Source organism: Treponema sp. R8-4-B8 (assembly GCF_054786175.1).
In genome coordinates, this window is record NZ_BDHE01000484.1 from 32,441 (window position 1) to 56,500 (window position 24,060).

Here is a 24,060-nt window from a genome sequence, read left to right on the forward strand (position 1 = left end):
TTAACTCCTTGCCTCAAGCGCCTTTGCCTTTATAGCCGCTTTTTCAAAACTTAGCGAAATTAAAATAATAATAAGCGCTTTTATTTTAACAAATCCATCTTTGCCGCCGCGTGATTTCCATGCGAGATTTATTGAAGTCCATATTTTAAAAATTTCCGGAATAAAACTTAAAAATAAAGATATTATTTCCAATCGTACAACATCCCTTATTTCAAGCGGGCTTGTCGTGCGGAAAAAAAGCGCGGAAATCTGCACAATAAGAACAAGGCGCAGGGTAATACGCAAATATTCATTGTTTGGAATGAATACGGTTAAAAATTGATTTACAGTCATAAGCCTAAAGTTATCGGTTAATGTTGAGAATACTGACAAGGCGTACATAAGGATCGCGTAAAAAAAGACAGGTTTAAAATCCGTTAGTTGATCTTGTAATGATAAACCGCAGATAAACGCGGCAAAAACGGCTGATAAAATACCGACTCCAAGCCATAACGGCGGCAGGGACAAACAAAAAAAAGAAAGCGGCAACAGAAGTATTATTTTTATTACCGCTGGAACTTTATGCAGAGGCCCCTTGATTGTTTTATACTTGAATACCGTATTACTCACCATAAAAGGTCTCCCAATTCGCGCGCGGAGTTTTTTAACGGATGATGTATCCCCCAGCTTTCAAGATCGCGGGAAAGCGCGTCAGACGCGGTACCGTCATAAACTATTTTCCCCTTACATAATACAATAAATCGATTTGAAAGAGCCAAACATTTTTCAAGTTCGTGGGTAAGGATAATGACGGTTTTGCCGTCGGCGATTAGTTTTTGAAAAAGAGCGTTTACTTGCACGACGCCGGGATAGTCCATGTTGGCGTAAGGTTCGTCAAAAATGATTATTTGCGCGTCCATTGCCAAAACTCCCGCGCAGGCAAGCCGGCGTTTTTCTCCCCCTGAGAGCGAGCGGGCGGGGAAGTCCGCGCGGTTTTCAAGGCCTGTTTGTAAAAGAGCCGCGTCAACTCTTGTTTGTATTTCATTTTTTAAAAGCTTCATGTTGCGCGGACCAAAAGCGACATCCTCTCTTGGAGTCTCTCCAAGTATCTGAGAGTCAGGCTCCTGAAACACAAGCCCCACTTTCGAACTTGTCTTTACTAAGCCAAAAGTAGGGTCTTCAAGCCTAGCGATGATGGACATTAAAAGGCTTTTCCCTGAACCGTTAGCTCCCGCTATTATCGTACATTCGCCTTTTTCGATGGAAAGCGAAATATCGCTAAGAGCGTAAAAACTTCCGTCTCGCATCTGCTCGCTTTCCCGTATATCGTCAAAGACTGGGAATTTTTTTGTTACATTAAAAACTTCCACCGCAGGCATTTTTCCGTTACCCTTCGCTGTTTATATATCTTGCCGCTATCGGACGAAGCGCTAAAGCAAGTGGAATACTAAGCGCCAATTTAATTAAGTCGCCAATGATGAAAGGTAGCGTTCCCGCTAAAAACGCCGACTTAAGCGTCATTGATTTTAGAAGCATCATGTAAAGAGAGCCGCATATTAGGATAAGGGCGAATCCTAAAAAAGACGCAATACAAACTCTTACAAGCGGAATAGGGCTAATTTTTTTCTCGCTTACTTTTGGAAGCCCGCAAACAAGCCCAGCGCATAAACTTGCGATAAAATAGCCGATTATATACCCGCCAAGCGGAGTATTAAAAACTCCAATGCCTCCTGGAATTACAAACACCGGGATACCGATAAGCCCCGCGGCGATTAGTATAAGAACCGCAATGCCGCCGTAGAAACTTCCAAGCACCGTTCCTGAAAGAACTACAAACATATTTTTAAGCACGATAGGCACTCCGATAGGAGTCGGTATTTGAAAAAAATTAGAAACCGCAATCATTGCCGCGAATACTGCCGCAAAGACAAGGCGATTCCTAACTGATCTGTTATTTTTCATGGTAAACCTCGTTATGTAAAAAGGTTAACCGCTATTTGCTTTATTGTCAATAAGAAATATTACGAAAAAGACTCACACAAAGATCACAAAGGGGGGAAAGGGAATAATTAGCAGTGAGCAATTAGCAGTGAGCAATGAGCAATGAACAATGAACAATGAGCGAAGTTAGCAAGCATAGCGGCTTGCCAAAAGACCGCGCCCGCAAACAACGAAATTGCTCATTGCTCATTGCTCATTGCTCATTGAAACAATACCTTCTTTGTGAGATCTCTTATTGTTTTTTACTCTTTCTGAACGCTTCCAGGCACTCACGTTTGAAAATGACAACGGAGAGACCCATGTGTTCAATCTCGGCTTTCAGTTTATCGGCGTTTTCATCTACAAGGGACGGTTTTGCTTCAAGTTCAAGGATGCGTTTGGCGCCGCAGCCTGTTATCAGGTTTTTTAAGTTTTCAGACGGCACTATTGTCGGCTGGCAGCCTGTCATTGCTACGGTGGAGTTGTCAAGAATTATCAGAGTCATTGGAATATCGGATTCAACCGCGTCAATTAGGGGGGTAATGCCGGAGTGAATGAAAGTTGAATCGCCGATTACGGCAAGCGCGTATTTTAGGCCGGCGTCGCTCGCGCCCTTTGCCATGCCGACGCAGGCGCCCATGCAGATAACGCTCTCAATCGCGGAAAACGGCGGGGTGGCGCCAAGCGAATAACAGCCAATATCGGAGTTGATTCCCACGTCGGGATGATTGGGGCGCGGGTCAATGGAGGCGACGGCTTTGTTAATCGTATTGTAACTGTCGGCGTGGGGGCAGCCTTGGCAGAGTTGCGGAGGCCGCGCGGGGAGTTCGCCCGCGTCAACCTTGACGCTTTTTCTGGGGGGGAGACCTAGAGCTTTGCGGACATTATCGGGATCAAGCTCCCCGCATTGAATGATTGGTTTTAAGTCCGCGCCCGTAACGCCAAAAACCCTTTGCGCTATAAACGGCTGGCCTTCTTCGATAATTAAAACCTCATTTACATTGTCATAGAGTTTGCGGATTTTTTTCTCGGGCAGGGGATATGCGCCGATGTGCAAATGAATCGGCGCTTCCTTTCCCTGTTTTTTGCGTAAGGCTAAAAAGTCAGGAAGGTTTTCTTCGTAGTAATTGCAGCCAATCCCGGATGTGATTACGCCAAGGGTACTTTTTTCGCCTGTCAGTTTGTTTACAGGGTGCCTGAATGACCACTCTTCAAGAATTTTTTGTTTGTCAAGAAGCGCGGAATAATTTATTCGCGCAAAAGCGGGAAGAAGCATCCACGCTGATTTTTCCAGTGTTTTGGAAACTTTATTCTGCGCTTTCGCCTCCCTTACGCTAACCGCCGCGCGCGCGTGAGACAATCGCGTAACAAGGCGCAATAGCACTGGAACGTTAAAACGCTCAGATACGTCAAAAGCTTCACGCGCCATGTCGTAGGCTTCCTGTTGGTTGCGCGGTTCAAGACAGGGAACCAACGCAAAATTCGCGTAAAAGCGGGAATCCTGCTCGTTTTGGGAACTGTGCATTCCTGGATCGTCGGCGACTGCGACTACAAGCCCGCCCTTTATTTTTAAAAGAGCGGCGTTAATAAATGGGTCAGAGGCGACATTTAACCCCACATGTTTCATAGTAACGAGCGCCCTGCGCCCCGCGAATGAAACGCCCATAGCCGCTTCCAGCGCGGATTTTTCATTGGCGCACCACCTAGCGATTGGGCCGCCCTTTTTATATTCGTTAATCAAGTACTGTAAAATTTCCGTTGACGGAGTGCCAGGATACCCGTAAGACACGCTCACACCGGCGTGTATCGCGCCTAACGCGACCGCCTCGTCTCCTAAAAGGGCAAGCTTTTCGTTATTCATTTATTATTCATGCTCCGCCAAGATCGTCGCGGACTTTTACGCTGACTGTTTCTTCATAACATGAGAAGCAACTATCCACCGCTTTTTTATCCGGCGCTTTTGTAAGAATACTTACAAGCGGCACGATAATAAAACCGGCAAGCATCGTAAATGCTCCAGCGTTAATCGGTGATTTTAAAATTGTCGGGAACCATGCGCTTTTAGCCGATAAAAAGAAATTAAGAATGACAATAAATATCATAAATACAGTGGCGAAAATAAAATTGCACCAAACGGCCGGTTTTGTAACTCGTTTCCAGTACAGCCCGTAGAGGAAGGGGGCGAGGAAAGAGCCCGCGAGAGCGCCCCATGAAATGCCCATAAGCTGGGCGATAAATGTAATTGAACTGGGGTACTTATAATTTAATATCGCTATAAAGGAAGCTATCGCTATAAATATCACAATCAAGGTACGGATGATAAACAGTCGCTTTTTTTCGTGCTTTTCCTCGTTCAGATTTTTAATAACATGGCCTGCCAGAAAATCCAATGTCAGAGTTGATGATGAAGCCATGACAAGGGACGAAAGCGTGCTTATGGACGCGGCAAAAACCAAAACGATAACAACGCCGATCAATATATCAGGAAATCCTGAAAGCATGGCCGGTATAATTGAATCAAAAATGATAGCGCCGGCTTTATTAACAGCGATATTTTCTGATCCCGCGTATAACCTTCCAAAACTGCCCAGGAAATAACAGCCGCCCGCTACTATAAGCGCGAAAAAAGTTGATACTATCGCGCCCTTAGTTATCATTTTCTCGGATTTAATGGAATAAAATTTTGAAACCATCTGCGGCAAGCCCCATGTTCCAAGAGATGTCAGAATTACGACGCCTAACAAACTTAAAGGATCGGGGCCGAAGAATGACGTAAGAATGCCGGGGACGACGGCTCCGTTTACATTCTTTGCTTCTACAGTAGCCATTTTCGCCAAAGCGTTTATAAAACCGCCGTTAGTGTGAAGCACCGCCGCGATAATGGCGACAATTCCGCAAAGCATGATTATGCCCTGAATAAAATCGTTTGCCGCCGTCGCGAAATATCCGCCGACTACGACATAAACGGCGGTAAGAACGGCCATGCCGATAATGCAGTAAATAAAATCAACGTGAAACGCCATCTCGAATAAACGCGACAGGCCGTTGTACAACGAAGCGGTGTAGGGGATAAGGAATATGAAAAGAATAATTGACGCGCCGATTTTTAACGATGTCGAGTCGAACCTTGAGCCGAAAAATTCAGGCATGGTCGCGCTTTTTAAATGCTGCGTCATAATGCGCGTCCGCCGCCCAAGTATTACCCACGGCATAAGCGAGCCGATAAACGCGTTGCCCAAACCGACCCATGTGGCGGCGGTTCCGAACCTCCAGCCAAATTGTCCGGCGTAACCGACAAAAATTACAGCCGAAAAATACGATGTTCCATAAGCGAAAGCAGTAAGCCACGGGCCTACGGCGCGTCCGCCCAGCACGAAATCATTGACGCTTTTTGCCCTTTTCTTGAAATAGAAACCGACAAAAATTGTGATGATGAAAAACAAAACTAGCAGAATTACTTTGATTGCCATAATGCACTCCTTAACTTATTTTTTTAGCCTGACCGCATACGGCAAGTCAGGCGTTTTAACCAATTAATTATTTACTCTTTCAAGATATTCGTTTGTTTCGGTATTAACAAGAATTTTTTCACCTTGTTTAATAAACAGCGGAACGCGCACGGTCAATCCCGTCTCCGTGACAATGGGTTTTGTCGCGCCCGATACCGTATCGCCCTTTACATAATTCTCGCTTTCCGCTACCGTAAAGACCACCTTGTAGGGAATCAGAATATCAATAACCTTTCCTTCCCAAATGGTAAGCTGGTAAACATCGTTTTCTTTTAAGTACAATTTTTTATCCGGGTTATCGGCTATGGAAACTTCATATTGGTCGTAAGTTTCGTTATCCATAAAATGGTAATTGTCCTGATCGGCATATTGATACTGGCAGGCGTGAACATCGACCTGCGCGTCTTCAACTTCCTGTTGTGTGGGGACCGTAATGCTGAGTACCGAGCCGTCCTTTATGCTTTTCATTTTTATTCTGGCGATTGCCGTCCCCTTGCCGGGGGTGTGAAATTCCCTTTCAACTACAATATAGGGCTGGCCTTTTTGTAATAGGCAGGTTCCTTTAACGATTTCTCCGCATCGAATCATTTTAATCCTCTTTATAAGTTGTAATAGATAAGTATATCAAATATGGATTTTTTTTGGAAGTGGTAAAAAACGCCTAATTTGCCTGTTTGTTATAGATGACAAAGGTATTTTTTTATGATAATTTAAGGCATCATGAGCCCCAAAGACAGCGTTTACGGCGAGGATTGGTTTTATGCGTTTTATAAATCAATTTTAATACCATTCCTGCGTCCGGGATTTTGTAAAACTGTTCCGTCAATTTTTTACAATTTTTTCTTCCGTCAGTTCCGTGCGGCGTACTTGCCGGGCAGGATTCCTGTTACAAAAGTCGATCATGCCCTTGACGAAAAAATTCCGTTTGTTCCGGCATGGGTGACAATTTATCTTGACTTTATTCACTTTTGGATAAGAATGATTTCTTTTTTTCTAAGGCGCTATAAACGCAAGGCGCATGCCCTAATGAAAGAATTTATTTATTCAATTGGCGGACTCTACGCTTTCGCGGCTGAAGTCTACAAAAAAAACATGTCAACGACAAAACGCCCGTTTTATATAGCAAGGCCGCGATTTTTTCTGATTCATTTAATGGACCCCCACCTGATGTGCATTCCAAGCCTTCACGTTATGATAGTTATTCACACTTATTTGCAATTTGTAAAAACCGCCAAAGAATTGGGAGAATATGAAAAATTAAAAGCCCAAGCGTTGGAATTAAAACAAGGCGCGTTGGCGATAAGCCAGGCGATTCTTTTTGTAAAACAGCACAGCGTAAACTGTATTCCCGCGGCGTTATACGCGATGACCTGTTTCAGCCCCGACCTATTTCCGCCGCAGGAAGCGGAAGCTTTTACGGCTCTTCTTTTCTCTCCCGCGCCCAAAGCCGATGAATCATTACAAAAAATCCGCGTACACCCCTCCGCCGCCCCGTCAACAAAAATTCAAGAAGAAGACAAGGCGCGGATAAAGAGCCACATTCTTAAATTGTATTATCAGTTTCTAGAAGATAAAAAAACAGCTAAATCATGGGATGAGCCGCTGCTTAAATTCCTTAGTGAGTATAAGGGGAACAGTGAGCAATTAGCAGTGAGAAGTGAGCAATGAGCAGTGAGCAATGGGGAGCGGTGTTGTTATTTGTAAGCAAAGCGTATTACTTTCACGCGCAGATAACGAACAACAACATTGCTAATTGCTAATTGCTCACTGCTCATTGCTCACTTCTCACTTCTCACTTCTCACTTCTCACTGTTCAAACTCTTTCCACAAATTATCCATCACGGGCGGATTAGCTGTTACGCGAATTATTTCGCTTCTGTTCAATGGATCGGGGAATGAAAGCGATCTTGCGTGAAGGCGGATGCCGCCGGTTTTTTCGCTGCGTTTTGCTCCGTATTTTAGGTCGCCTTTTATGTGGAGTCCTTCGGCGGCAAATTGAGCGCGTATCTGATGATGTCTGCCTGAAAGCAGTTGCACTTCTACAAAAAGATAATTCCGCCCTTTGCCTGTTACCCTGTAGCGCATAGACGCTTTTTTACGGTTTGGACCGTCTTTCTTATGTGCGAATGATTTGTTTTTACCGGAGACGGTTTCTATCCAGTGGACAAACTCTCCGCTTTCAGGCAGAGGGCGGGAAGGCTTTTCTATTACAGCCCAATAAGTTTTTTCGACAGGGCAGGGCAGGGCGCTATCTCCCGCAAAAGCTGCGTTTAAAAAGGAAAGCGCGGCCTTAGTAAACGCGAAAAGAGCGCACCCCGTAACAGGCACGTCAAGCCGATGTACAGCCTCAATAACCTCCACCCCATTGCTCATTGTTAATTGCTCACTGCTCACTGCAAACTGCTCACTGCTAATTGCTAAAGCCAGCTCTTTTGGCAAATCAATCATATTTTCTGTCGCGCCTTCGACGGCCTCGCCTATTAATTTGTTTACGACAACGCACGCCGCGCTTTGATAAAGGATGCGGGATTTAACGGGAAGCGGGGAATTATTCTCCATTTATTAATCCCATTTTTAATTTTTCATAAATAACCCTTTGAGCCGCATCCTGTAATCTGTTGCGGGGAAGCCGTCCGTCTTCAAGAGCGGTAATTATCGCTTGATGGGTTTTTGGTAAATTCTCAGGCCAGACAAGAATCATATCCGCTCCGGCGGCGATGGAAAGAACAGCCGCTTCTTCAGGGCTGGAACTTCCAGCCGCCGCCATTATAAAATCATCGCTTATAATAATTCCGTCAAAGCCTAAATCGCCTCTTAGCCAGTTTCCCATAACGACGGGAGAAAGGCTGGCAATTTTATCGTCAATAGCGGGAGCGAGGGTATGGGCGGCCATTATCGCCCTTGCACCATTTTTAATTAGGGAGGCAAAAGGAGAAACCAGATTATCAAGAGCGGTTCTGTCCATGTCAAGAACGGACTGGGAATGGTGGGGGTCGGGTCCCGCGCTTGCTGGAAAATGCTTGACTACGCATAGAACTCCAGCCTGTTCCATTCCATTGATAAAGGCAGTGGCTGCCTGCGCGGTAAAATACGGGTCCGGTCCGTAAGAGCGGCTTGATAGGAATTTGCGGTTGCCGTCAAAAAGATATTCCGCGACAGGGGCAAGATTCATGTTAATGCCCAGATTATAAATATCTCTGCCTGCTTTTAAACTGTCGGCTTCTATCGCCAAAAGCGTTTTTTCTCTTCCCTGTGAAATATTTTCATAATAAACAGACGCGGCGGGCAGGTCCGCGACTCCGCGCCTGAAACGGTTCACAGTTCCCCCCTCATGATCCACGGCGATAAAAGGGGGAATATTTGATTCATTTTTAATTAGCGATTTAATTTGCGAATGACGGGCTTGAATAGCGTCGTTATCGTTATTTAGGTTGTACTTGAACAGCATAATCCCGCCCGCGGGTATCGCTGTAAATAACTCAATCATATTGACGGACATACCCCCGTTGCCGTCTATGCCGCTTATCAGTACCTGAGAAGCGAGAAGCCGATTGTCCAAAGAAGCGGTTATTTCCCGCGCCCTGACTTTAAGCGGGTCTTCAACCATAGCGATTTCTTCTTCAATAATCGGCGTCACCACGCGCCCGACGCATGAAGAAAAGAGAAAAACCAGCATTACCCCGCGTAAAAATCGCATTAAAATCATTATATATCAAATTATTTGACTTCTCCAACCGCTTGACATTTTATTTCTTTCTCGGTACTTTGTTATTATCAGGAGAACAAAATGATAGCATTTCTAAAAAGTATTGTAGACAGTTTTGGCATACTAAACATGACGCCGCACCAGGGGATAATGATAATTATCGCCTTATTTTTTCTATACCTTTCCGTCGCTAAAAAAATTGAACCTCTTCTTTTGCTTGGGCTGGCGTTTGGAATGTTGATAGCCAATCTTCCCAGTTCAAGAACAATGGGCGTGGATTTAAACGCGCTTGAAGATGTCGCGAGGGCGGCGGCGAACGCGGCTCCTCTTTCTTCATATTATGTTAATCCGGTAAGCGGAAACCCCGGACTTTTAAATATAATATATAAAGGCATAAAACTGGTCGTTTTCCCGCCGATGATTTTCCTTTGCATAGGAAGCATGACGGATTTCGGACCGCTTATCGCTTCCCCAAAAAGTTTTCTTATCGGTCTTGGAGCGCAATTTGGAATATTTGTATCGATGGCAATTTCCTATGCTGCCGGAAAATATCTTTCACCTTATATTCCAGGTTTACAGGAGTTTAAGATTTGGGAATGCGCCGCTATCGGCATTATCGGGGGCGCGGACGGTCCTACCGCCGTATATACGTCGATAATGCTCGCTCCTAAATTATTGCCCGCTATCAGTATAGCCGCCTTTTCATACATGGCGCTTGTTCCTTTTATCCAGCCGCCTTTTATGAGGCTGCTTACAACCAAAAAAGAACGCGTGATTGTGATGCCCGAACCAAAAGCGGTTACGCAAAGTCAAAAAATAATGTTCCCAATTTTGCTGGCTATCGGCGTGTTATTGCTGATTCCCGCCGCGGGGGCGTTAATCGCTATGTTATGTCTTGGAAACCTGATTAAAGAAAGCGGCGCGGTGGATCGTATCGCGAAGGCGTTACAGGGTGATTTTTTAAGTATCATTACTCTTTTTGTAGGCTTTTCAATCGGCTCTTCTGCAACGGCGGAAATCTTCCTTACATTCCAGACGATAATTATTCTTGTCTGCGGCGTCATAGCCTTTGCCTTTGGAACAGTCGGCGGCATTCTTATTGCCAAGCTTCTTAATGTATTAACGGGCGGAAAAGTTAATCCGCTTATCGGTAACGCGGGTGTTTCCGCAATGCCAATGGCAGCTCGTATTTCTCAGAAAATGGGCATAAAGTACAACCCCGATAATTACCTTTTAATGCACGCTATGGGGCCGCTTGTTTCTGGCGTAATTGGGTCGGCTATTTGTTCGGGTATTTTTATCACTTACTTTGTGCCTATAATGAATCAGGCTTTGATGCCATAGGGGATACATGGTTGTTACACGGTATGCCTAAAGAATTATTCAGTACAGACGGGCAGACTGCGCACGCTGTAAAAACTTCGTAAGAGTCCGCCTACGAGCCTTTCGGCGACTAAATAGTGGTGGGTAGAAAGCTTTATCTAGGGTGCGTCGCCGAACTCTTATTCTCTGAATTTTCTTTGTTTTATTCCAAAGTCTCTCCGGCGGGGAACGCCCGAAAGATGTTTTTACATCGCACGCAGCCTGCCCGCCTGTACTCAAGAATTTTATTGGGCATACATTCTGAACACTAAAACACATTAAAAGTATCATCGAAAAAGTCCTATTTATGTGTTTTAGTGGTCAGACGCTAATAAGAAATAAATCGCCGTGATAGCAATTCGCAGTCTGGAGTTTTTTATTTGGTAAAACTCCCAAGCCTATACGCTACATATGGGGCTGGTCGGGAGTCAAGGTACACCATGAAAAAGTGGTGTCGGTTACGTTTGCGTGTACCTACCGACAGATCGGTAGCAGATACTATACGCCACCACTTTTCGCCGCTTCTTGATTTTCATTCTTTTTCATGGTATATTTACTTTATAAGACAGGAGGCTGTTTATGAGCCAACAGGCTGAATTATATAGAAAGATTGATAAACTCCCCCAAAAATACTTTGGCGAAGTGATTGACTTTGTGGGGTATTTAGAGAACAAGGCGCGAAAAGAGGCTGAGCAGACACAGCCAAGTTTGAGAGAACAGCAAAAAGCGCGGGATATTGAAATTATCAACCAATATGCCGAAGAGCTTAACAGGGAAGCGATGGATGTGCTTTCATACCAGTGGCCTGGCTTTTCTGAGGCGCAATTGCGGGAAATGGAATTTGTCAACCGCCAAGCCGCAGAACTTAACAAGGAATTTGATTCATGAGGCGCGGGGAACTTTTCCGTGTCTATCAGGGAGCGAAATATGATCCGAAGAATTTTCGGGTTTTCCTTGTTGTTTCCAGACAGGCGCTTATTGATACCCAGTTTTCTACTGTTATCTGCGCTCCGGTTTATTCCAAATATAAAGAAGCTATACCCACTCAAGTTGAGGTCGGTGCAGATGAAGGACTTAAACACGACAGCGCCATTTATTGCGATGATTTGGCAAGCATCCCAAAATCTATACTCACTAACTACATCGGTTCTCTTTCCGCAGACCCTCCCTCTCTTTCTTCATTTTTCTCTCTTCTTTTTTCTTTTTCTCTCCTCTCCCTCTCTCACTTCTCACTTCTCACTTCTCACTTCTCACTTCTCACTTCTCACTTCTCACTTCTTTCCCCCCCTACCTCTGTCCCCCTCATCTCCGACTTGTCGCTTGCCCGCAGAATGGGATGGCGCATGCTGACCGTGGTGGAGAAACCTCTAACCTTTAAATTTCCCTTGCTTCTTGATTTTCGCTTTTTTTCATGCTATATTTACTCCATGACCATTACACAAACTGTAGAGATACCGGAAAACCGGCGGTTGATAATTGACGTTCCGCGCGAAGTACCGGCGGGCAGGACGATAATTATTTTTAAACCGATAAACGAACTGACTGTATCCGAAACTACAGCTTCCGCTGATGAAGCGTTGAATTCCGCAAATAAAATACTTGAAAAACATCTTCCCGCATTTAAGGAATTGGCAAAATAACAAGCATGAAAATTCTGATGATGAACTTATCAAACTTGGCTTGGGACTTGCAGATAGTTCTATTACAGAAGCTGATCTGCTTGACTGGATTAATTTTCACAGTTAAATTACACCGTGTACTCTCATTACGATTACAGTTTTTGCTCTCCCTCTCTTTCTTCATTTTTCTCTCTTCTTTTTTCTTTCGCTCCTCTCCCTCTCTTTCTTCTCACTTCTCACTTCTCACTTCTTTCCCCCTCATCTCCGACCCGTCTCTTGCCCGCAGAATGGGATGGCGCATGCTGACCGTGGTGGAGAAACCTCTAACCTTTAAATTTCCCTTGCTTCTTGATTTTCGCTTTTTTTCATGCTATATTTACTCCATGACCATTACACAAACTGTAGAGATACCGGAAAACCGGCGGTTGATAATTGACGTTCCTCGAGAAGTGCCAACAAGGACGGTTGCGCGTTTTGAACTTGTCTGGTCTCCAAAGATAAAAACACCTGAAGAACTTAAAGCCTCTTTGGAAAAGGTATGGGAAATTTGTAAAGACGCTCCAATTTCAGTGGACAGCTTTCTGGAAATGCGCCGAGAAGACCTTGAGCTTGAGGAAGCCAAGTACCGACGTTTATTTGGAGAAAGTAATTGACATACATTTTGGACGCTTGCTCTCTTATTGCCTTGTACAAAAAGGAAAAAGGGCTTGATAAAATTAGAGCCTTGATTGATGAGGCTCTGGCAGGGCAAGCAGAAATCTATATGCACACTATCAATTTGATTGAAGTTTATTACCATTTCTGCCGTGTTTTTGGAAAGGGAAAATCCGATGTTATTCTTGATGAAATTTACAAAATGCCTATTAATTTGATTGATTTTATTGATAATACGATTTTTACTGAAACTTCCCGATTGAAAGCTCAATACGCCATTCCTCTTGGCGACGCTATCGGATTGGCAACGGCTATAAAATTCGGCGGCTCTTTTGTGTCTGCCGATCATTCCGATCTTGAAAAAATCGAAAAAGCCGAGTCTGTTTCTATTTTTTGGTTCCGCTGACCCTCCCTCTCTTTCTTCATTTTTCTCTTTTCTTTTTTCTTTCGCTCCTCTCCCTCTCTTTCTTCATTTTTCTCTCTTCTTTTTTCTTTCGCTCCTCTCCCTCTCTTTCTTCTCACTTCTCACTTCTTTCCCCCCCATCTCCGACTTGTCGCTTGCCTTGAAAATGGGATGGCGCATACCGATAACTCGGTAGCAGATACTATGCGTTCCAAGTAAAAAAGCTTGCATTTTTACCATAAAAAGCGGTATATTATACATGAGGAGCTTTTTATGGTTGCGGTTAAAGGAATATATCAAGGTGGGGATACGGTTAAATTAGACTCTCTTTCTGTTCAGTTTACTGAACCTTACGAAGTAGTAGTAGCCTTTTTGAACCCTCTAAAAAACATTGATAAAACAGAGGCAGTTAATAAAAGAAGGCAAGAGGCATTTGAGCGTTTTATGAAGTACAGCGGCGTTTTACCCGCAGATTTTGATTATAAAAAAGAACTGAACGATTACCGTGAAGAACGTTATGGACATATTAATTGATACAAATGTAATACTGGATCATCTTTGTTCAAGGCAACCGTATGCCGCCAATGAAAATTTTATAGTGACTGTCACCAAGCCGGGAATAATTGGAAAGAAGAAACTTCACACAAAGAGCACAAAGGTACAAAGATCACAAAGAGAATAATCCCTCTCTTTCTTCATTTTTCTCTCTTCTTTTTTCTTTCGCTCCTCTCCCTCTCTTTCTTCATTTTTCTCTTTTCTTTTTTCTTTTTCTCTCCTCTCCCTCTCTTTCTTCATTTTTCTCTCTTCTTTTTTCTTTCGCTCCTCTCCCTCTCTTTCTTCATTTTTCTCTCTTCTTTTTTCTTTCGCTCCTCTCCCTCTCTTTCTTCTCACTTCTCACTTCTCACTTCTCACTTCTCACTTCTCACTTCTCACTTCTCACTTCTCACTTCTCACTTCTCACTTCTCACTTCTTTCCCCCCCTACCTTTGTCCCCCCATCTCCGACCCGTCTCTTGCCCGCAGAATGGGATGGCGCATGCCGACCGTGGTGGAGAAAATCCAGTCGTCCTCGGAGAAACCTAAATCTTTCCAGAAAGTCGGTTTGCGGAAATCGCCTTCGTATTTGCTGTCGCCGTCTTTTGTGGCGGCTTTCTCAGGATCAGTAAGAGTATCAAGATAATCAAGGGAAACAGGAATCCATGCCGCGCCATTTGCCGTGCGTGTTGAGAGCGTCATATCACCGTTAGCGTAGTTGTTAGATAAAGAAGGATTATTATATAATCTCCCGGCAATCCGCCCGATGTTTGTGGTAATTGAACTGGTAACCTTAACGCTTGCGCCCAAAGCAACATTATTGTGTAAACTTATTTTATCTACAAAACCAATAAGACACCCTGTATTTATCGAATCATAAATAGAAGTAGAAAGAGACGTTGCTACTACTGCGCCCATAGAAAAATTATGTTCAATTGTAGTACCACTAACAACACCTATTAAACCTCCGGCTTGCATTGTAGAACCTGAATCGACAAATACATTCCCCAGAGAGTAACAGTTTTTGATGTACCTTCCTGAGTAATTACCAATAAACCCTCCTGCCGAACCACCTCCTGTTAATATATTTACATTTCCCGAGGCATAACAGTATTCGAGATCGCTTAAAAACACATAACCTGCAAAACCACCTATATTACCCCCAGGACAATATAAACTTACATCACTATTTGAATAACAGTATGAAATGGAGGAATTACCAACAAAACCAACAAAACCTCCCAAAAAAACGGGACTTTCATAACTATCATCTGAACTAACAGATATCGGGTTATCAGAATAACAATTATCAAAATCTGCTAGACTAAACTGACCTACAAAACCTCCAATTGCTGCTGCTCCATCAGAGACAGTTATAATTTCAATTGATCCGGCAACAGAGGAACAATTGATTGTTTTAGCGGAAAAATTCAAATCAGTAAAATAATCAAGTCTTCCAATAACTCCAGCTACGCCTCCTAAATTGAGGCTTCCAGAATTAATATATACATTAATAAGCCCCTGCCGGTATTGGGAATCTTCAATATTAGCATCGTAAAAAAGGCCCACAAGCCCGCCCACGCAAAGACCTTGAAAGCCTGCGTCTTCTATATAGCAGGCACTGGTATTATTAACATTGATATTTCCCACTCCTATTACTTCATCAATATTTACTTTTACAGTATTATCTTCTATTTCGTCACCCGTAACAATTCCCGCTATACTGCCTATGTAAACGGAGCTTCCTTCATAAGGATTAGACATCTTACCACTACAGGTGGGGTGTTCCACCGTAAGATCAAGCCCGCCGTAGGCGTTTAGTATGCTTGCCGAGTCTTTCATCCTTCCCGCGAAGCCCCCGACTTCCGTATCATGGTCAGTGTTTACCTTAACTGAAAAGTTGCCCAAAACCAGCGTGTTTTCCAATCTCGCCGTACCCGACATAATGCCCGCTATGCCGCCGAAGTGGGTCTCGCCGGAACGGGTTACGTCGCCCGAATACCGCACGGTTAAATCGCGTACAACGGCGGTCTCGCCGGACACCTCGCCGAAAAGCCCGATATTGGCGGGCCCGGTGGCCGGAACTGTTAAACCGCTTATGCTAACGGTATGCCCGTTGCCGTAGAACTTGCCGGTAAATGTTCCTGTCGGCGTCCAATCGCTCACGCTGACATCGCTGGTAAGGACCAAGGTTCTTGAAAGATTCGCGTTCAATGTCGCTGTCGTAAAATTATCCTGCACAAGTTCAACCGCCGGGTCGGTCTGGCTCACGCTCATGCCCGGTATGTTCCAGACCGACAGCGTTACGGGAGCAGCGTCTCCGGCGGCGTTATACGCTATTATTTTAATCTCGTATTTTTGGACGTTGCTTACCGCCTGACCGTTTCTTACATTGTCAGCGTTTATTTTCTGAACGCTGACGGGGCTTGTTTTTAATTCGTTGTTTACATACAGCCTCGCTCCGGTCATGCCCGCCGGGGTTGACCATGTTACCGTTACCGAATCGCCCGCCGCATTGACCGCCGCCGCAAGATCGGTAACAGGAATGGGAGAACCGCTTATTTGCCGTATCACTCCCGCCGATACGGGGGAGGATTCGTTTCCCATCGTGTCGATGAAATACACATTAATGTCATACTGTGTCGCTTCATCTAACGATAAAGAGGAAATGGCGCTTGAAAAGGAATTAGTCTGAACGCCAAACCAAACTGAAGAGTCGGCATTATAACCGCCTATGGATACGCGCCATTGAAGGTTCTGCCATTCGTCCATCGTCCAGGGCTTGTTCCACGCTTCCAGATGCGGTATGCCACCCTCCGTGCCGTTGTCGCGGAGATTTGTGAGGTTGTTTAATACAAGCGTCAGGGCTGCGTTTTCGCTGAAGGTGTAGGTGTTTACGTTGTTTACAACGGAAGGAGAACCGCCTGTTATTATCGCTCCAAGATCAAGCAAGCGGGGCGCCGCCGTGTCCAATACCACCGTTACATAGCGGCCCGTATCACGGGCGACGTTCGCGTCCTGCGGTTCTATGCTGTCGGCTTGAACGGCATCTTCATACCACGGGAGTATTATCAACTGGATTATTCCGGGCGCTGTGGTTTGCAGAGGGTGGGCGATGGAATAGACGTTGCTTACCGGGGCAAGGTTTGCGTAATCGGTTGTCGTGCTTCCCGACGTAGAAATTCCGTCAAGATTATTAGACAGCCTTTCCATTACCTTAAAGCGGTTCGGCAGTTGGGTAACGCCTTCCGGCGGATTTACGGTAAACCGCAGATATACGGTGTTTTTATCGGTTTGATTAAACCGCCTGTCTATCGCGGGGTTGTTCCACTGCGTCCCCGCATCTTGAAAATACCCGCCGCCGTCCGTCCTGCTCGCCTGTATGTTGTTGGCTTCGTACACTTTCTGCGCCATGCTTGTGTCGGTAAGGTAAGTTATAGTCTGGACTGACGGCATGGCGACGCCTGAAAGGTTGGTTATGCCCGGCCCGACTTCCACGCTGATGTTGAGAAGCTGCAAATCGGATGCGGGATACGGGGCTTCGTCTTTTACGACGATCTCAATCCGCGAGGCTTCGATATTGGGGTTAGCTGACATTTTGAAAAACCCGGAAACGTCCCCGTCGTCTCCGGCTGGCTGCCCCGCTCCCGTGCCTGTTCTGTAGACCGCGCTTATGCGGATCGTATCGCCTATTACCGCCGTATCCCTGTTAATCGCCATATTGAATTCGAGCGATATTTTTTGGTCGAACGGGAAGGCGCTTAAAGCCGGTATAAGCGGCGGGTTGGAACGTATTATTTGCGGACGCCCTCCGCAGAATGGGACGAGTGTGACGGGAATGTTGACGCGGACGGTGACGACGGCGGGATACGCGCCGGTATTTGTAACTTCCCCGTTGGATATTTCAACGCCGTTGCCGTTAATAGACGCGCTTAACGCCTGTTCATAATCCATCGCGCTTACTGCGGACTGGCTGTAATCGCCGCTGTTAAACGCAAGCCACCCTTGAAACCCATATCCCGAATCGGGTGTAAATTCCACATTGAACGGATAGCCCACTCTGGTGTCTCCGCATTTGCCTTCCCCAAACTGCGGGCTGTTGCCCCACCCCGAAGGGATGGCGACAGTCACCGTCAACTTTGCCGCATTTGCCCAATCCACCTCGTCGCTGATTACCTGAAACAGGTCTACTTTTGGCCCGGTGAATAAATCGCATGACGAAAGAAGAATTAAAAGAGAAAAAAGAAGAAAGGCAAGAGCGGGAAGAAACTGTTTTTGTGTCGAGAATTTTGTATTTATAGCTATTTTTTTATTCATTGAGAGTATATTATCATTTCAAAGTGAGATTGTCAATGGCAATACGGCTACATGACAAAGGCGTTCTTGTTTTTTACAAAAAAAACGGCTTTATCCCCAATGCTGTGCATTACAACAAAAACCGTAAAACAATCAGCATGAGGAAAGATATTTACAGTTAAACAGTCGTGACACTGTTTTAAGAAAAATGCTTATGAGCGGTCAGAAGACGCTTTTTTTTCAAAATGTGAAAATTGCAGCGTAAAGCTTGCCCTTCCCTGCGACACGCTTCTTAGGCTTGTCATAAACCCGAACATCTTTTCCATTGGCGCCTGGGCTTTTATCTCGTCAACATCGGATTTTGAATTCATGCTGATTATCTGCCCGCCTCTTTGCGTGACAAGGCTCATCACTTCGCCGACAAAATCATGGGGAGCGCTTAAATCGACCGCCATGATCGGCTCAAGAAGAATGGGGCTTGCGTTTCTGCACGCTTCGTCAAAAGCCATGCTGGCGCAGGCTTCAAACGCGAAGGGGGTGCCGGTTTGTTCCGAATACTGAATATTTGTTACTGTGGCGGTTATATCGATACATGGGTATCCCATTACTATGCCCGACGAAAACGCCCCGTTAATACCGCGCTCAACCGCCTCGATTATCTCCTGCGGAATTTCGCTTTTGCCGGAAGAAGTTTTTGCCGCATAGACATATTTATTGCCGCTGCCGCGTACTGCCGGTTCTACGCGCAGGGTAACACCGGCGGCGTTTTCTTTTCCGGCGATAATTTTAGAAAAACTTTCGCTGTGTTCTTTTACCGCGCTGATTGACTCGCGGTATGTTACCTGCGGATTGCCCACCTTCGCTCCAAGTTTGTACTCTCTTAATATGCGCGTAACAAGAACGTCAAGGTGCAATTCCCCCATGCCGGAAATAATTAATTGCCCTGTTTCCTCGTTTTCCCTAGTTGTAAAAGTCGGGTCTTCTTTAGAAAGAATCGCCAGTATGTCCTTTAATTTATCTTGATCGGAAATTGTTTTTGGCTCTATGGAAATTGAAATTACAGGTTCGGGAAACTGCATTTTTTCAAGTACTACAGGCCAGCCTTCGCTTCCTATTGTGTCCCCAGTCTGGGCAAGCTTCATCCCGATAATAACGCCGATGTCTCCCGCGCTAAGGCTGTCAATCGGCTCGGATTTATTCGAGTGCATTCTTAAAATCCTATTCGCCCTTTCCCGTTTTTTCTTACCGACATTGTAAACGGAACTGCCCGATTTAAAAGAACCGGAGTAAACCCTCACATAACAAAGGCTTCCGGCTTCTCTGTCATTCTGAATCTTAAAAACAAGGCCGAGCGGATTCCCGTCTGGATTGCACGGAATGTTGATGTCTTCCTCTTTTTTTAAATTATGCCCAACCTCAGGAGCGCACTCATCGGGCGCGGGAAGGTAATCGACAACCGCGTCAATAACCGGCTGAACGCCCAAATTACGCCGTGACGCGCCCGCAAACATCGGAAGTATGTCGCGTTTAATCACCGCTTTGCGAATAACGCTCTTTATCAAAGAAGCCTCTATTTCTTCACCGGCAAGGTATTTTTCCGTAATCGCGTCGGAAAAGCCCGACAGAGTATCAATAAGTTTTTCCCTCCATTGTTTTGCCGCATCCTGCCGCTGGGGCGCTATCGGAGAAAAAGCCATATCTTCGCCGTCGTTATCCCAGCGTATTTCTTTCATCTCTATTAAATCAATAACGCCCTCAAAAGAACTTTCTTTCCCGATTGGTATTTGCAAAGCGAGAGTGTTAATTTTTAATTTGTTTTTTACGTCTTCAATAACGTTAAAAAAATCCGCTCCCGCGCGGTCCATCTTATTTACATACCCCACGCACGGGACGTTGTATCTGCAAGCCTGCCGCCATACGGTTTCAGTCTGCGGCTCCACTCCATGAACTGCGTCAAAAATAGCGATAGCCCCGTCCAAGACGCGAAGGGAACGCTCAACTTCGGCGAAAAAATCGACATGGCCTGGAGTATCGATAATATTGATTTGAAACCCTTTCCAATAAGCGGTAGTGGCGGCGCTTTGAATCGTTATCCCGCGTTCCTGCTCCTGATCCATCCAGTCCATGATAGCCTCGCCGTCGTCAACCTCGCCGATACGGTGGCTTTTTCCGGTATAAAAGAGAATTCTTTCCGTGGTAGTCGTCTTGCCGGCATCAATGTGCGCCATTATGCCGATATTCCGCATTGTCGAGAGCATAGGTCATTTTAGAGAAGAAATAAAAATTATTCAACACAAAACATAATTTTCAAATTTTTTCTCGCAGAGGCGCAGAGGCGCAAAGTTGTTGTTCGTAGGATCGTCGTTTTTCCTTCGAGATTTGTAGTTAGAATAATATATCTAGATCAAAGATGGACTGTCGGACAAAGACTTTGCGCCTTCGCGCCTTTGCGAGCGGTCTTTTTGTAAATATTTAATTGTTCCATAATACATAGTTGCTTATTACTAAAAAATAATGTAAAATTATTTAAATATGGCTATAGGTTTATCTTATGTTCTTGTTACTCCTTACACTGTCGCTAAAAGCAGGACAGGAGGGGTGCTTTCGCGGCTTTTAACGCGCACCGATTTAGAGTTGGCGGGGGCGCAGATATTTGCGGCGGATCAGAACTTCGCGGATGAATACGCGCTTTCACTCAGGAAGAGGGCGCCTCAGAACCAGCTTGTTCTTTTGGCGGATTATGTAAAACAGTATTTTGGCCCGTCAGGCGGAAGGCCGCATAGGACGCTTTTTCTTTTATTTAAAGGAGAGAACCCATGCGAAAAACTTTTAAACGTATGCGGACATTTATACACCCAGCATGTAGAAGTTGACGCTCTCGCCGGAGAGACAATCCGCGACACGTATTCGGATTTGATCTTTTCCGCCGAAAATCCCGATGAAGTCCGCTACTTTGAACCCGCCGTTCTTACTCCAAGATCGCAGGAAGAAGCGAATCTCGATCTTAAAATGTTCGCCAATTTTCTTGACGGCAAGGAAAACCTTGTTCAAAATGTAGAGTATCCCGATCCATCAAAAATAGAAAGAACCCTTGTAATTATAAAACCTGACAACTGGAAATACAATTCTTCCCGCCCCGGCGCGATTATCGACATGTTTTCCCGCACCGGCCTTCGCATAATCGGAATTAAAGTTCACCGTTTTTCACTCGCGCAGGCTCTTGATTTTTACGGTCCTGTGGAAGAAGTGCTAAAGAAAAATTTAGCTTCCAATTTTGGCAAAAAGGCGGTTGAGCTTTTAGAAAAAGAATTTCATTTTACAATCAGTAAAGAGCTGTCGGATGTTTTAGGCGCGGGGTTTGGCTCGGAATGCGCGAGGGATCAATTTTACAGTATTGTAGAATTTATGTCGGGAAGGCGGCCTTACGGTTATTCGCCAGAAGACAAGGAAAAACCCGGCGATGTTAAGTGCATGATCATTGTTTACGAAGGCGAGAACGCGATAAAAAAAATAAGGGATGTCCTTGGCCCGACTGACCCGCTCAAAGCCCCCGACGGCACCGTCCGCCGAGAGTTTGGCAGCAATGTAATGGTAAACACCGCGCACGCGTCTGATTCTTCGGAAAGCTACGAGAGGGAACAAAACATCGTTAAGATCAATCATAATTCGGTAGTATCAATTATCAAAGAGCAGATAGGCTAAAATATTGACTCTAAAAAATTAAATTGCTATATTAAAGAAAGGCCCCTTCGTCTATCGGTTAGGACATGAGATTCTCAATCTTAAAAGAGGAGTTCGATTCTCCTAGGGGCTAATTAGTCTAACAGCTAAATATTTATAAAGAAGACCTCACGCAAAGGCGCGAAGGCGCAAAGTTGTTGTTCGTAAGATCATCGTTTTTCCTTCAAGATTTGTAGTTAAACTAATATATCTAGTCAATATGGACTATCGGATAAGTACTTTGCGTCCTCTGCGCCTTTGCGCCTCTGCGTGAAAAACTTGGGAATAATGTTTTGTAAAGTTTTTGCTGTTACAACAAAAAAATTTATTCAACGCTATAATTTATTAAAGTAGTAACAGGAGTGGGAGCCAGTATTTTGCCGTAATTTAGGAAGGGTAGGCCTACTATGCCGAAAATTTCCGGGACTATCGCGCCGCCTTCTAGCAGCAGGGAGCGGGCGGCGTTTAGGGTGCCGCCTGTGGCGATAAGATCGTCGGTAAGAAGAACGCGCTTTCCTTTTGGAACGTCGGCGGCGTGAACTTCAATCTCGGCTTGGGCGTACTCAAGATCGTATTTCTTGGACAGGGTAACGCCGGGAAGTTTGCCTTTTTTGCGGATTGGAATTACGGGAATACTGTTGTGATACGCGTAAGCGGCGGCAAATAAAAAACCTCTTGCCTCTATCGCGGCTATCGCGTCAATGGTTTGCCCTTTGTAGATTTCAGTCATTTTGTCGATACAGTATTTAAAAGCTTTAGGAGAGGCAAGAATGCTTGTTATATCATAAAAAAGAATGCCTTTTTTGGGGAAATCGGGAACTTTTCTGATGTAATCATCAAGATTAAATTCTGACATTATTTTAATAACCCTTTAATCCATTTGTTTATGTCGGACTGTTGATAGCCGCCGTCTGCCGAAAGCATAGTCTCGCCAAGAGCGGCTTCGCAGTCTTTTAAAATACCGCTAAGGTATTTTAGCGATTTTTGATTTACGGAAAAAATACCGCATTTTCTTCCCGCGAGATTGATGTGGGAGAGCATTTCTTCAAGATAGGCAAACGATGACGGGGACGGATTTTCACAGCCAATAAAAAATATATCGGCTGGGAGCAAGTCGGTTCCCTCAAATTTATCCCCATTTTTGATTTTTACGTCAAAACCGGCAAGGGCGTTTTTAATCGGCTCCGCTAAAGAAATAATTGATTCAGTTCCGTCGGTTATAATTAATGCTTTTTTGCTCACTATATTATCATCCTATAATATTTTTATTTAAGTGTCAATCATTACTTGTGGTTCCCATTTTTTGAACCGAGTAATTTACAATACTCCAGAAATTGTCTTCTTTTTCAAGATAGTACGTATATTCCCTTAATTCCGTGTAATTTGGGAACCTGTACCGCTGAAGAACTACGACGGTTCCCTCATCGTTGTTGTATTGGGTTTTTAAAATCTCAAAAGAAGTGGGAATAACCACAATATCCCCGTCGATTACGGCATTTTGAAGGTTTTGCCTGTAAGCGATAACCATCCGCCGCCTGCCTTCCTCGTTTTCAGCGTTATATTTGCGGCTTTGAACAGGGTCTTTTTTAAGCATGGCTTCAAGGTCAAGGTATAAAAAGAATTTTTCCCATTGCGACGTTTGGCGGGCTGTAATCATATAGGAGACGACCTCGTCGGGGGGAATTCTCTGCCTTACAAGAACCGCGCCCGTGGCTACGTCCATTTCAACAGGGATGCCGTCCGGGCCATTAATGAGGGCAGGGCGCAAAGTCAGGCTGAGGTAATTTGATTCAAAAGCCAAGGCTCCGCCTGATTTGAACAGTTCCGGGTAAATCCTTGCCTTGACCCTGAAAGAGCCGGTTTGCCCAAAATTGATATAATCGCAAAGATTCTCTACAAAGGAGAACGATTCGCCGCTTTCAATCGCCACTTCGCGGAAGAAAACCTGGCCGGTTACAGTCCGTTTCCTGATTAACGAATCTGCCTGCTGTAAAGGGCGGTTGGACATCGTTCTTATGTCAAAATCAACGGAAAACGCCCTGTCATCGGCAAGCTTAAAACGGTACGGGGACGGGCTGTTATTGGTAATGGTTATCTGCACAAAAATCGGATCGGTTTGCGCGTAGTAAACGCGCCTGTCATAAAAACGTATGCTAAAATCCACCGTACCGGGTGATTCAAGAGCGTAAATGTTGGAAAGGTTTGTCAGAATCAAAAAGCTCAATATCCCAAACCGGAATAAATTTTTCATTATAACTCCCTCATTTTTAGTGTTCACATTAAACACACTTCTATATTA

The 24,060-nt window shown here is 44.8% G+C and carries 24 protein-coding genes and 1 tRNA gene; 10 read left to right on the forward strand and 15 right to left on the reverse strand.

Annotated features, from left to right (window positions below; translation table 11 throughout):
- The 6 genes from ACYVRA_RS11285 to efp form a co-directional block, all read right to left on the reverse strand.
- Entirely contained in the window at positions 1 to 612 is a 612-nt protein-coding gene (locus ACYVRA_RS11285) for an energy-coupling factor transporter transmembrane component T family protein (RefSeq protein WP_461252806.1), read from the reverse strand.
- On the reverse strand, positions 606 to 1,358 hold the full coding sequence (locus tag ACYVRA_RS11290) for an energy-coupling factor ABC transporter ATP-binding protein (RefSeq protein ID WP_461252807.1): 753 nt from the start codon (positions 1,356 to 1,358) through the stop codon (positions 606 to 608). The genes ACYVRA_RS11285 and ACYVRA_RS11290 overlap by 7 nt, the downstream gene beginning before the upstream one ends.
- Before the next feature lie 7 nt (positions 1,359 to 1,365).
- The gene (locus ACYVRA_RS11295; protein WP_461252808.1) at positions 1,366 to 1,941 is read right to left on the reverse strand and encodes a biotin transporter BioY; all 576 of its coding nucleotides are present in this window, start codon (positions 1,939 to 1,941) and stop codon (positions 1,366 to 1,368) included.
- A gap of 271 nt (positions 1,942 to 2,212) precedes the next feature.
- Positions 2,213 to 3,820, reverse strand: a complete 1,608-nt coding sequence (locus ACYVRA_RS11300) for a thiamine pyrophosphate-dependent enzyme (RefSeq protein ID WP_461252809.1) — start codon at positions 3,818 to 3,820, stop codon at positions 2,213 to 2,215.
- Positions 3,821 to 3,827: 7 nt separating this feature from the next.
- The gene (locus tag ACYVRA_RS11305) at positions 3,828 to 5,429 is read right to left on the reverse strand and encodes a sodium:solute symporter family protein (protein WP_461252810.1); all 1,602 of its coding nucleotides are present in this window, start codon (positions 5,427 to 5,429) and stop codon (positions 3,828 to 3,830) included.
- A 63-nt stretch (positions 5,430 to 5,492) separates the two neighbouring features.
- Positions 5,493 to 6,056, reverse strand: coding sequence for an elongation factor P (gene efp / locus ACYVRA_RS11310; protein WP_461252811.1), 564 nt, complete (start codon positions 6,054 to 6,056; stop codon positions 5,493 to 5,495).
- Between the two features lie 132 nt (positions 6,057 to 6,188).
- Between efp and ACYVRA_RS11315 the strand changes: the two genes are divergently transcribed.
- Entirely contained in the window at positions 6,189 to 7,136 is a 948-nt protein-coding gene (locus ACYVRA_RS11315; RefSeq protein ID WP_461252812.1) for a hypothetical protein, read from the forward strand.
- Positions 7,137 to 7,274: 138 nt separating this feature from the next.
- Here ACYVRA_RS11315 and ACYVRA_RS11320 read toward each other — a convergent pair whose 3' ends face one another.
- Both ACYVRA_RS11320 and ACYVRA_RS11325 read right to left on the reverse strand, forming a co-directional pair.
- A complete protein-coding gene (locus tag ACYVRA_RS11320) occupies positions 7,275 to 8,027 on the reverse strand; it encodes an RluA family pseudouridine synthase (RefSeq protein ID WP_461252813.1) in 753 nt (250 codons plus the stop codon).
- Positions 8,017 to 9,165, reverse strand: a complete 1,149-nt coding sequence (locus ACYVRA_RS11325; protein WP_461252814.1) for a glycoside hydrolase family 3 N-terminal domain-containing protein — start codon at positions 9,163 to 9,165, stop codon at positions 8,017 to 8,019. Before ACYVRA_RS11325 ends, ACYVRA_RS11320 begins: the two co-directional genes overlap by 11 nt.
- A gap of 90 nt (positions 9,166 to 9,255) precedes the next feature.
- Here ACYVRA_RS11325 and ACYVRA_RS11330 point away from each other — a divergent pair, with 90 nt between their 5' ends.
- The 5 genes from ACYVRA_RS11330 to ACYVRA_RS11350 all read left to right on the forward strand — a co-directional run bounded on the left by ACYVRA_RS11330 (position 9,256) and on the right by ACYVRA_RS11350 (position 13,215).
- Entirely contained in the window at positions 9,256 to 10,518 is a 1,263-nt protein-coding gene (locus ACYVRA_RS11330) for a sodium ion-translocating decarboxylase subunit beta (RefSeq protein WP_461252815.1), read from the forward strand.
- Positions 10,519 to 11,115: 597 nt separating this feature from the next.
- Positions 11,116 to 11,424 carry a DUF2281 domain-containing protein gene (locus ACYVRA_RS11335; RefSeq protein WP_461252816.1) on the forward strand — a complete coding sequence of 103 codons (309 nt, stop codon included), beginning with the start codon at positions 11,116 to 11,118 and terminating at the stop codon, positions 11,422 to 11,424.
- On the forward strand, positions 11,421 to 12,176 hold the full coding sequence (locus ACYVRA_RS11340; protein ID WP_461252817.1) for a type II toxin-antitoxin system PemK/MazF family toxin: 756 nt from the start codon (positions 11,421 to 11,423) through the stop codon (positions 12,174 to 12,176). Before ACYVRA_RS11335 ends, ACYVRA_RS11340 begins: the two co-directional genes overlap by 4 nt.
- Before the next feature lie 5 nt (positions 12,177 to 12,181).
- Positions 12,182 to 12,808 (forward strand): hypothetical protein, encoded by a 627-nt coding sequence (locus ACYVRA_RS11345; RefSeq protein WP_461252818.1) that lies wholly within the window; start codon positions 12,182 to 12,184, stop codon positions 12,806 to 12,808.
- The gene (locus ACYVRA_RS11350) at positions 12,805 to 13,215 is read left to right on the forward strand and encodes a PIN domain-containing protein (RefSeq protein WP_461252819.1); all 411 of its coding nucleotides are present in this window, start codon (positions 12,805 to 12,807) and stop codon (positions 13,213 to 13,215) included. The genes ACYVRA_RS11345 and ACYVRA_RS11350 overlap by 4 nt, the downstream gene beginning before the upstream one ends.
- Positions 13,216 to 13,278: 63 nt before the next feature.
- On the opposite strand, the gene ACYVRA_RS11355 is transcribed toward ACYVRA_RS11350, so the two are convergent.
- The gene (locus tag ACYVRA_RS11355; protein ID WP_461252820.1) at positions 13,279 to 13,452 is read right to left on the reverse strand and encodes a hypothetical protein; all 174 of its coding nucleotides are present in this window, start codon (positions 13,450 to 13,452) and stop codon (positions 13,279 to 13,281) included.
- 33 nt (positions 13,453 to 13,485) lie between these two features.
- On the opposite strand from ACYVRA_RS11355, the gene ACYVRA_RS11360 reads away from it, so the two are divergent.
- Complete coding sequence (locus ACYVRA_RS11360; protein WP_461252821.1) at positions 13,486 to 13,746, forward strand: hypothetical protein; 261 nt, start codon at positions 13,486 to 13,488, stop codon at positions 13,744 to 13,746.
- Positions 13,747 to 13,851: 105 nt separating this feature from the next.
- On the opposite strand, the gene ACYVRA_RS11365 is transcribed toward ACYVRA_RS11360, so the two are convergent.
- Together ACYVRA_RS11365 and ACYVRA_RS11370 are read right to left on the reverse strand one after the other, a co-directional pair.
- The gene (locus tag ACYVRA_RS11365) at positions 13,852 to 14,103 is read right to left on the reverse strand and encodes a hypothetical protein (RefSeq protein WP_461252822.1); all 252 of its coding nucleotides are present in this window, start codon (positions 14,101 to 14,103) and stop codon (positions 13,852 to 13,854) included.
- An 89-nt stretch (positions 14,104 to 14,192) separates the two neighbouring features.
- Positions 14,193 to 18,062 (reverse strand): GLUG motif-containing protein, encoded by a 3,870-nt coding sequence (locus ACYVRA_RS11370; RefSeq protein ID WP_461252823.1) that lies wholly within the window; start codon positions 18,060 to 18,062, stop codon positions 14,193 to 14,195.
- Positions 18,063 to 18,097: 35 nt separating this feature from the next.
- Between ACYVRA_RS11370 and ACYVRA_RS11375 the strand changes: the two genes are divergently transcribed.
- Positions 18,098 to 18,223, forward strand: a complete 126-nt coding sequence (locus ACYVRA_RS11375; RefSeq protein ID WP_461252824.1) for a hypothetical protein — start codon at positions 18,098 to 18,100, stop codon at positions 18,221 to 18,223.
- Positions 18,224 to 18,253: 30 nt separating this feature from the next.
- On the opposite strand, the gene fusA is transcribed toward ACYVRA_RS11375, so the two are convergent.
- A complete protein-coding gene (gene fusA, locus ACYVRA_RS11380; protein WP_461252825.1) occupies positions 18,254 to 20,299 on the reverse strand; it encodes an elongation factor G in 2,046 nt (681 codons plus the stop codon).
- A 274-nt stretch (positions 20,300 to 20,573) separates the two neighbouring features.
- Between fusA and ACYVRA_RS11385 the strand changes: the two genes are divergently transcribed.
- Together ACYVRA_RS11385 and ACYVRA_RS11390 are read left to right on the forward strand one after the other, a co-directional pair.
- Positions 20,574 to 21,743 (forward strand): nucleoside-diphosphate kinase, encoded by a 1,170-nt coding sequence (locus tag ACYVRA_RS11385; protein ID WP_461252826.1) that lies wholly within the window; start codon positions 20,574 to 20,576, stop codon positions 21,741 to 21,743.
- A 40-nt stretch (positions 21,744 to 21,783) separates the two neighbouring features.
- Positions 21,784 to 21,855: transfer RNA gene (locus ACYVRA_RS11390), tRNA-Glu, on the forward strand.
- 231 nt (positions 21,856 to 22,086) lie between these two features.
- Here the strand turns inward: ACYVRA_RS11390 and ACYVRA_RS11395 are convergent.
- The 3 genes from ACYVRA_RS11395 to ACYVRA_RS11405 are packed head-to-tail and all read right to left on the reverse strand — an operon-like array spanning position 22,087 to position 24,012.
- The gene (locus tag ACYVRA_RS11395) at positions 22,087 to 22,617 is read right to left on the reverse strand and encodes an adenine phosphoribosyltransferase (RefSeq protein ID WP_461252827.1); all 531 of its coding nucleotides are present in this window, start codon (positions 22,615 to 22,617) and stop codon (positions 22,087 to 22,089) included.
- Positions 22,617 to 23,003, reverse strand: coding sequence for a hypothetical protein (locus ACYVRA_RS11400; RefSeq protein WP_461252828.1), 387 nt, complete (start codon positions 23,001 to 23,003; stop codon positions 22,617 to 22,619). The genes ACYVRA_RS11395 and ACYVRA_RS11400 overlap by 1 nt, the downstream gene beginning before the upstream one ends.
- A 34-nt stretch (positions 23,004 to 23,037) precedes the next feature.
- Positions 23,038 to 24,012, reverse strand: a complete 975-nt coding sequence (locus tag ACYVRA_RS11405; RefSeq protein ID WP_461252829.1) for a hypothetical protein — start codon at positions 24,010 to 24,012, stop codon at positions 23,038 to 23,040.
- Positions 24,013 to 24,060 lie beyond the last annotated feature (48 nt).

Coding starts and splice junctions, on each gene's coding strand:
- ACYVRA_RS11300 (WP_461252809.1), bottom strand. CDS start 3,820: ATGAATAACGAAAAGCTTGCCCTTTTAGGAGACGAGGCGGTCGCGTTA.
- ACYVRA_RS11325 (WP_461252814.1), bottom strand. CDS start 9,165: ATGCGATTTTTACGCGGGGTAATGCTGGTTTTTCTCTTTTCTTCATGC.
- ACYVRA_RS11395 (WP_461252827.1), bottom strand. CDS start 22,617: ATGTCAGAATTTAATCTTGATGATTACATCAGAAAAGTTCCCGATTTC.
- ACYVRA_RS11335 (WP_461252816.1), top strand. CDS start 11,116: ATGAGCCAACAGGCTGAATTATATAGAAAGATTGATAAACTCCCCCAA.
- ACYVRA_RS11330 (WP_461252815.1), top strand. CDS start 9,256: ATGATAGCATTTCTAAAAAGTATTGTAGACAGTTTTGGCATACTAAAC.
- fusA (WP_461252825.1), bottom strand. CDS start 20,299: ATGCTCTCGACAATGCGGAATATCGGCATAATGGCGCACATTGATGCC.
- efp (WP_461252811.1), bottom strand. CDS start 6,056: ATGATTCGATGCGGAGAAATCGTTAAAGGAACCTGCCTATTACAAAAA.
- ACYVRA_RS11345 (WP_461252818.1), top strand. CDS start 12,182: ATGAAAATTCTGATGATGAACTTATCAAACTTGGCTTGGGACTTGCAG.
- ACYVRA_RS11375 (WP_461252824.1), top strand. CDS start 18,098: ATGGCAATACGGCTACATGACAAAGGCGTTCTTGTTTTTTACAAAAAA.
- ACYVRA_RS11295 (WP_461252808.1), bottom strand. CDS start 1,941: ATGAAAAATAACAGATCAGTTAGGAATCGCCTTGTCTTTGCGGCAGTA.
- ACYVRA_RS11285 (WP_461252806.1), bottom strand. CDS start 612: ATGGTGAGTAATACGGTATTCAAGTATAAAACAATCAAGGGGCCTCTG.
- ACYVRA_RS11385 (WP_461252826.1), top strand. CDS start 20,574: ATGGCTATAGGTTTATCTTATGTTCTTGTTACTCCTTACACTGTCGCT.
- ACYVRA_RS11320 (WP_461252813.1), bottom strand. CDS start 8,027: ATGGAGAATAATTCCCCGCTTCCCGTTAAATCCCGCATCCTTTATCAA.
- ACYVRA_RS11355 (WP_461252820.1), bottom strand. CDS start 13,452: ATGGTAAAAATGCAAGCTTTTTTACTTGGAACGCATAGTATCTGCTAC.
- ACYVRA_RS11360 (WP_461252821.1), top strand. CDS start 13,486: ATGGTTGCGGTTAAAGGAATATATCAAGGTGGGGATACGGTTAAATTA.
- ACYVRA_RS11405 (WP_461252829.1), bottom strand. CDS start 24,012: ATGAAAAATTTATTCCGGTTTGGGATATTGAGCTTTTTGATTCTGACA.
- ACYVRA_RS11305 (WP_461252810.1), bottom strand. CDS start 5,429: ATGGCAATCAAAGTAATTCTGCTAGTTTTGTTTTTCATCATCACAATT.
- ACYVRA_RS11370 (WP_461252823.1), bottom strand. CDS start 18,062: ATGAATAAAAAAATAGCTATAAATACAAAATTCTCGACACAAAAACAG.
- ACYVRA_RS11340 (WP_461252817.1), top strand. CDS start 11,421: ATGAGGCGCGGGGAACTTTTCCGTGTCTATCAGGGAGCGAAATATGAT.
- ACYVRA_RS11290 (WP_461252807.1), bottom strand. CDS start 1,358: ATGCCTGCGGTGGAAGTTTTTAATGTAACAAAAAAATTCCCAGTCTTT.
- ACYVRA_RS11315 (WP_461252812.1), top strand. CDS start 6,189: ATGAGCCCCAAAGACAGCGTTTACGGCGAGGATTGGTTTTATGCGTTT.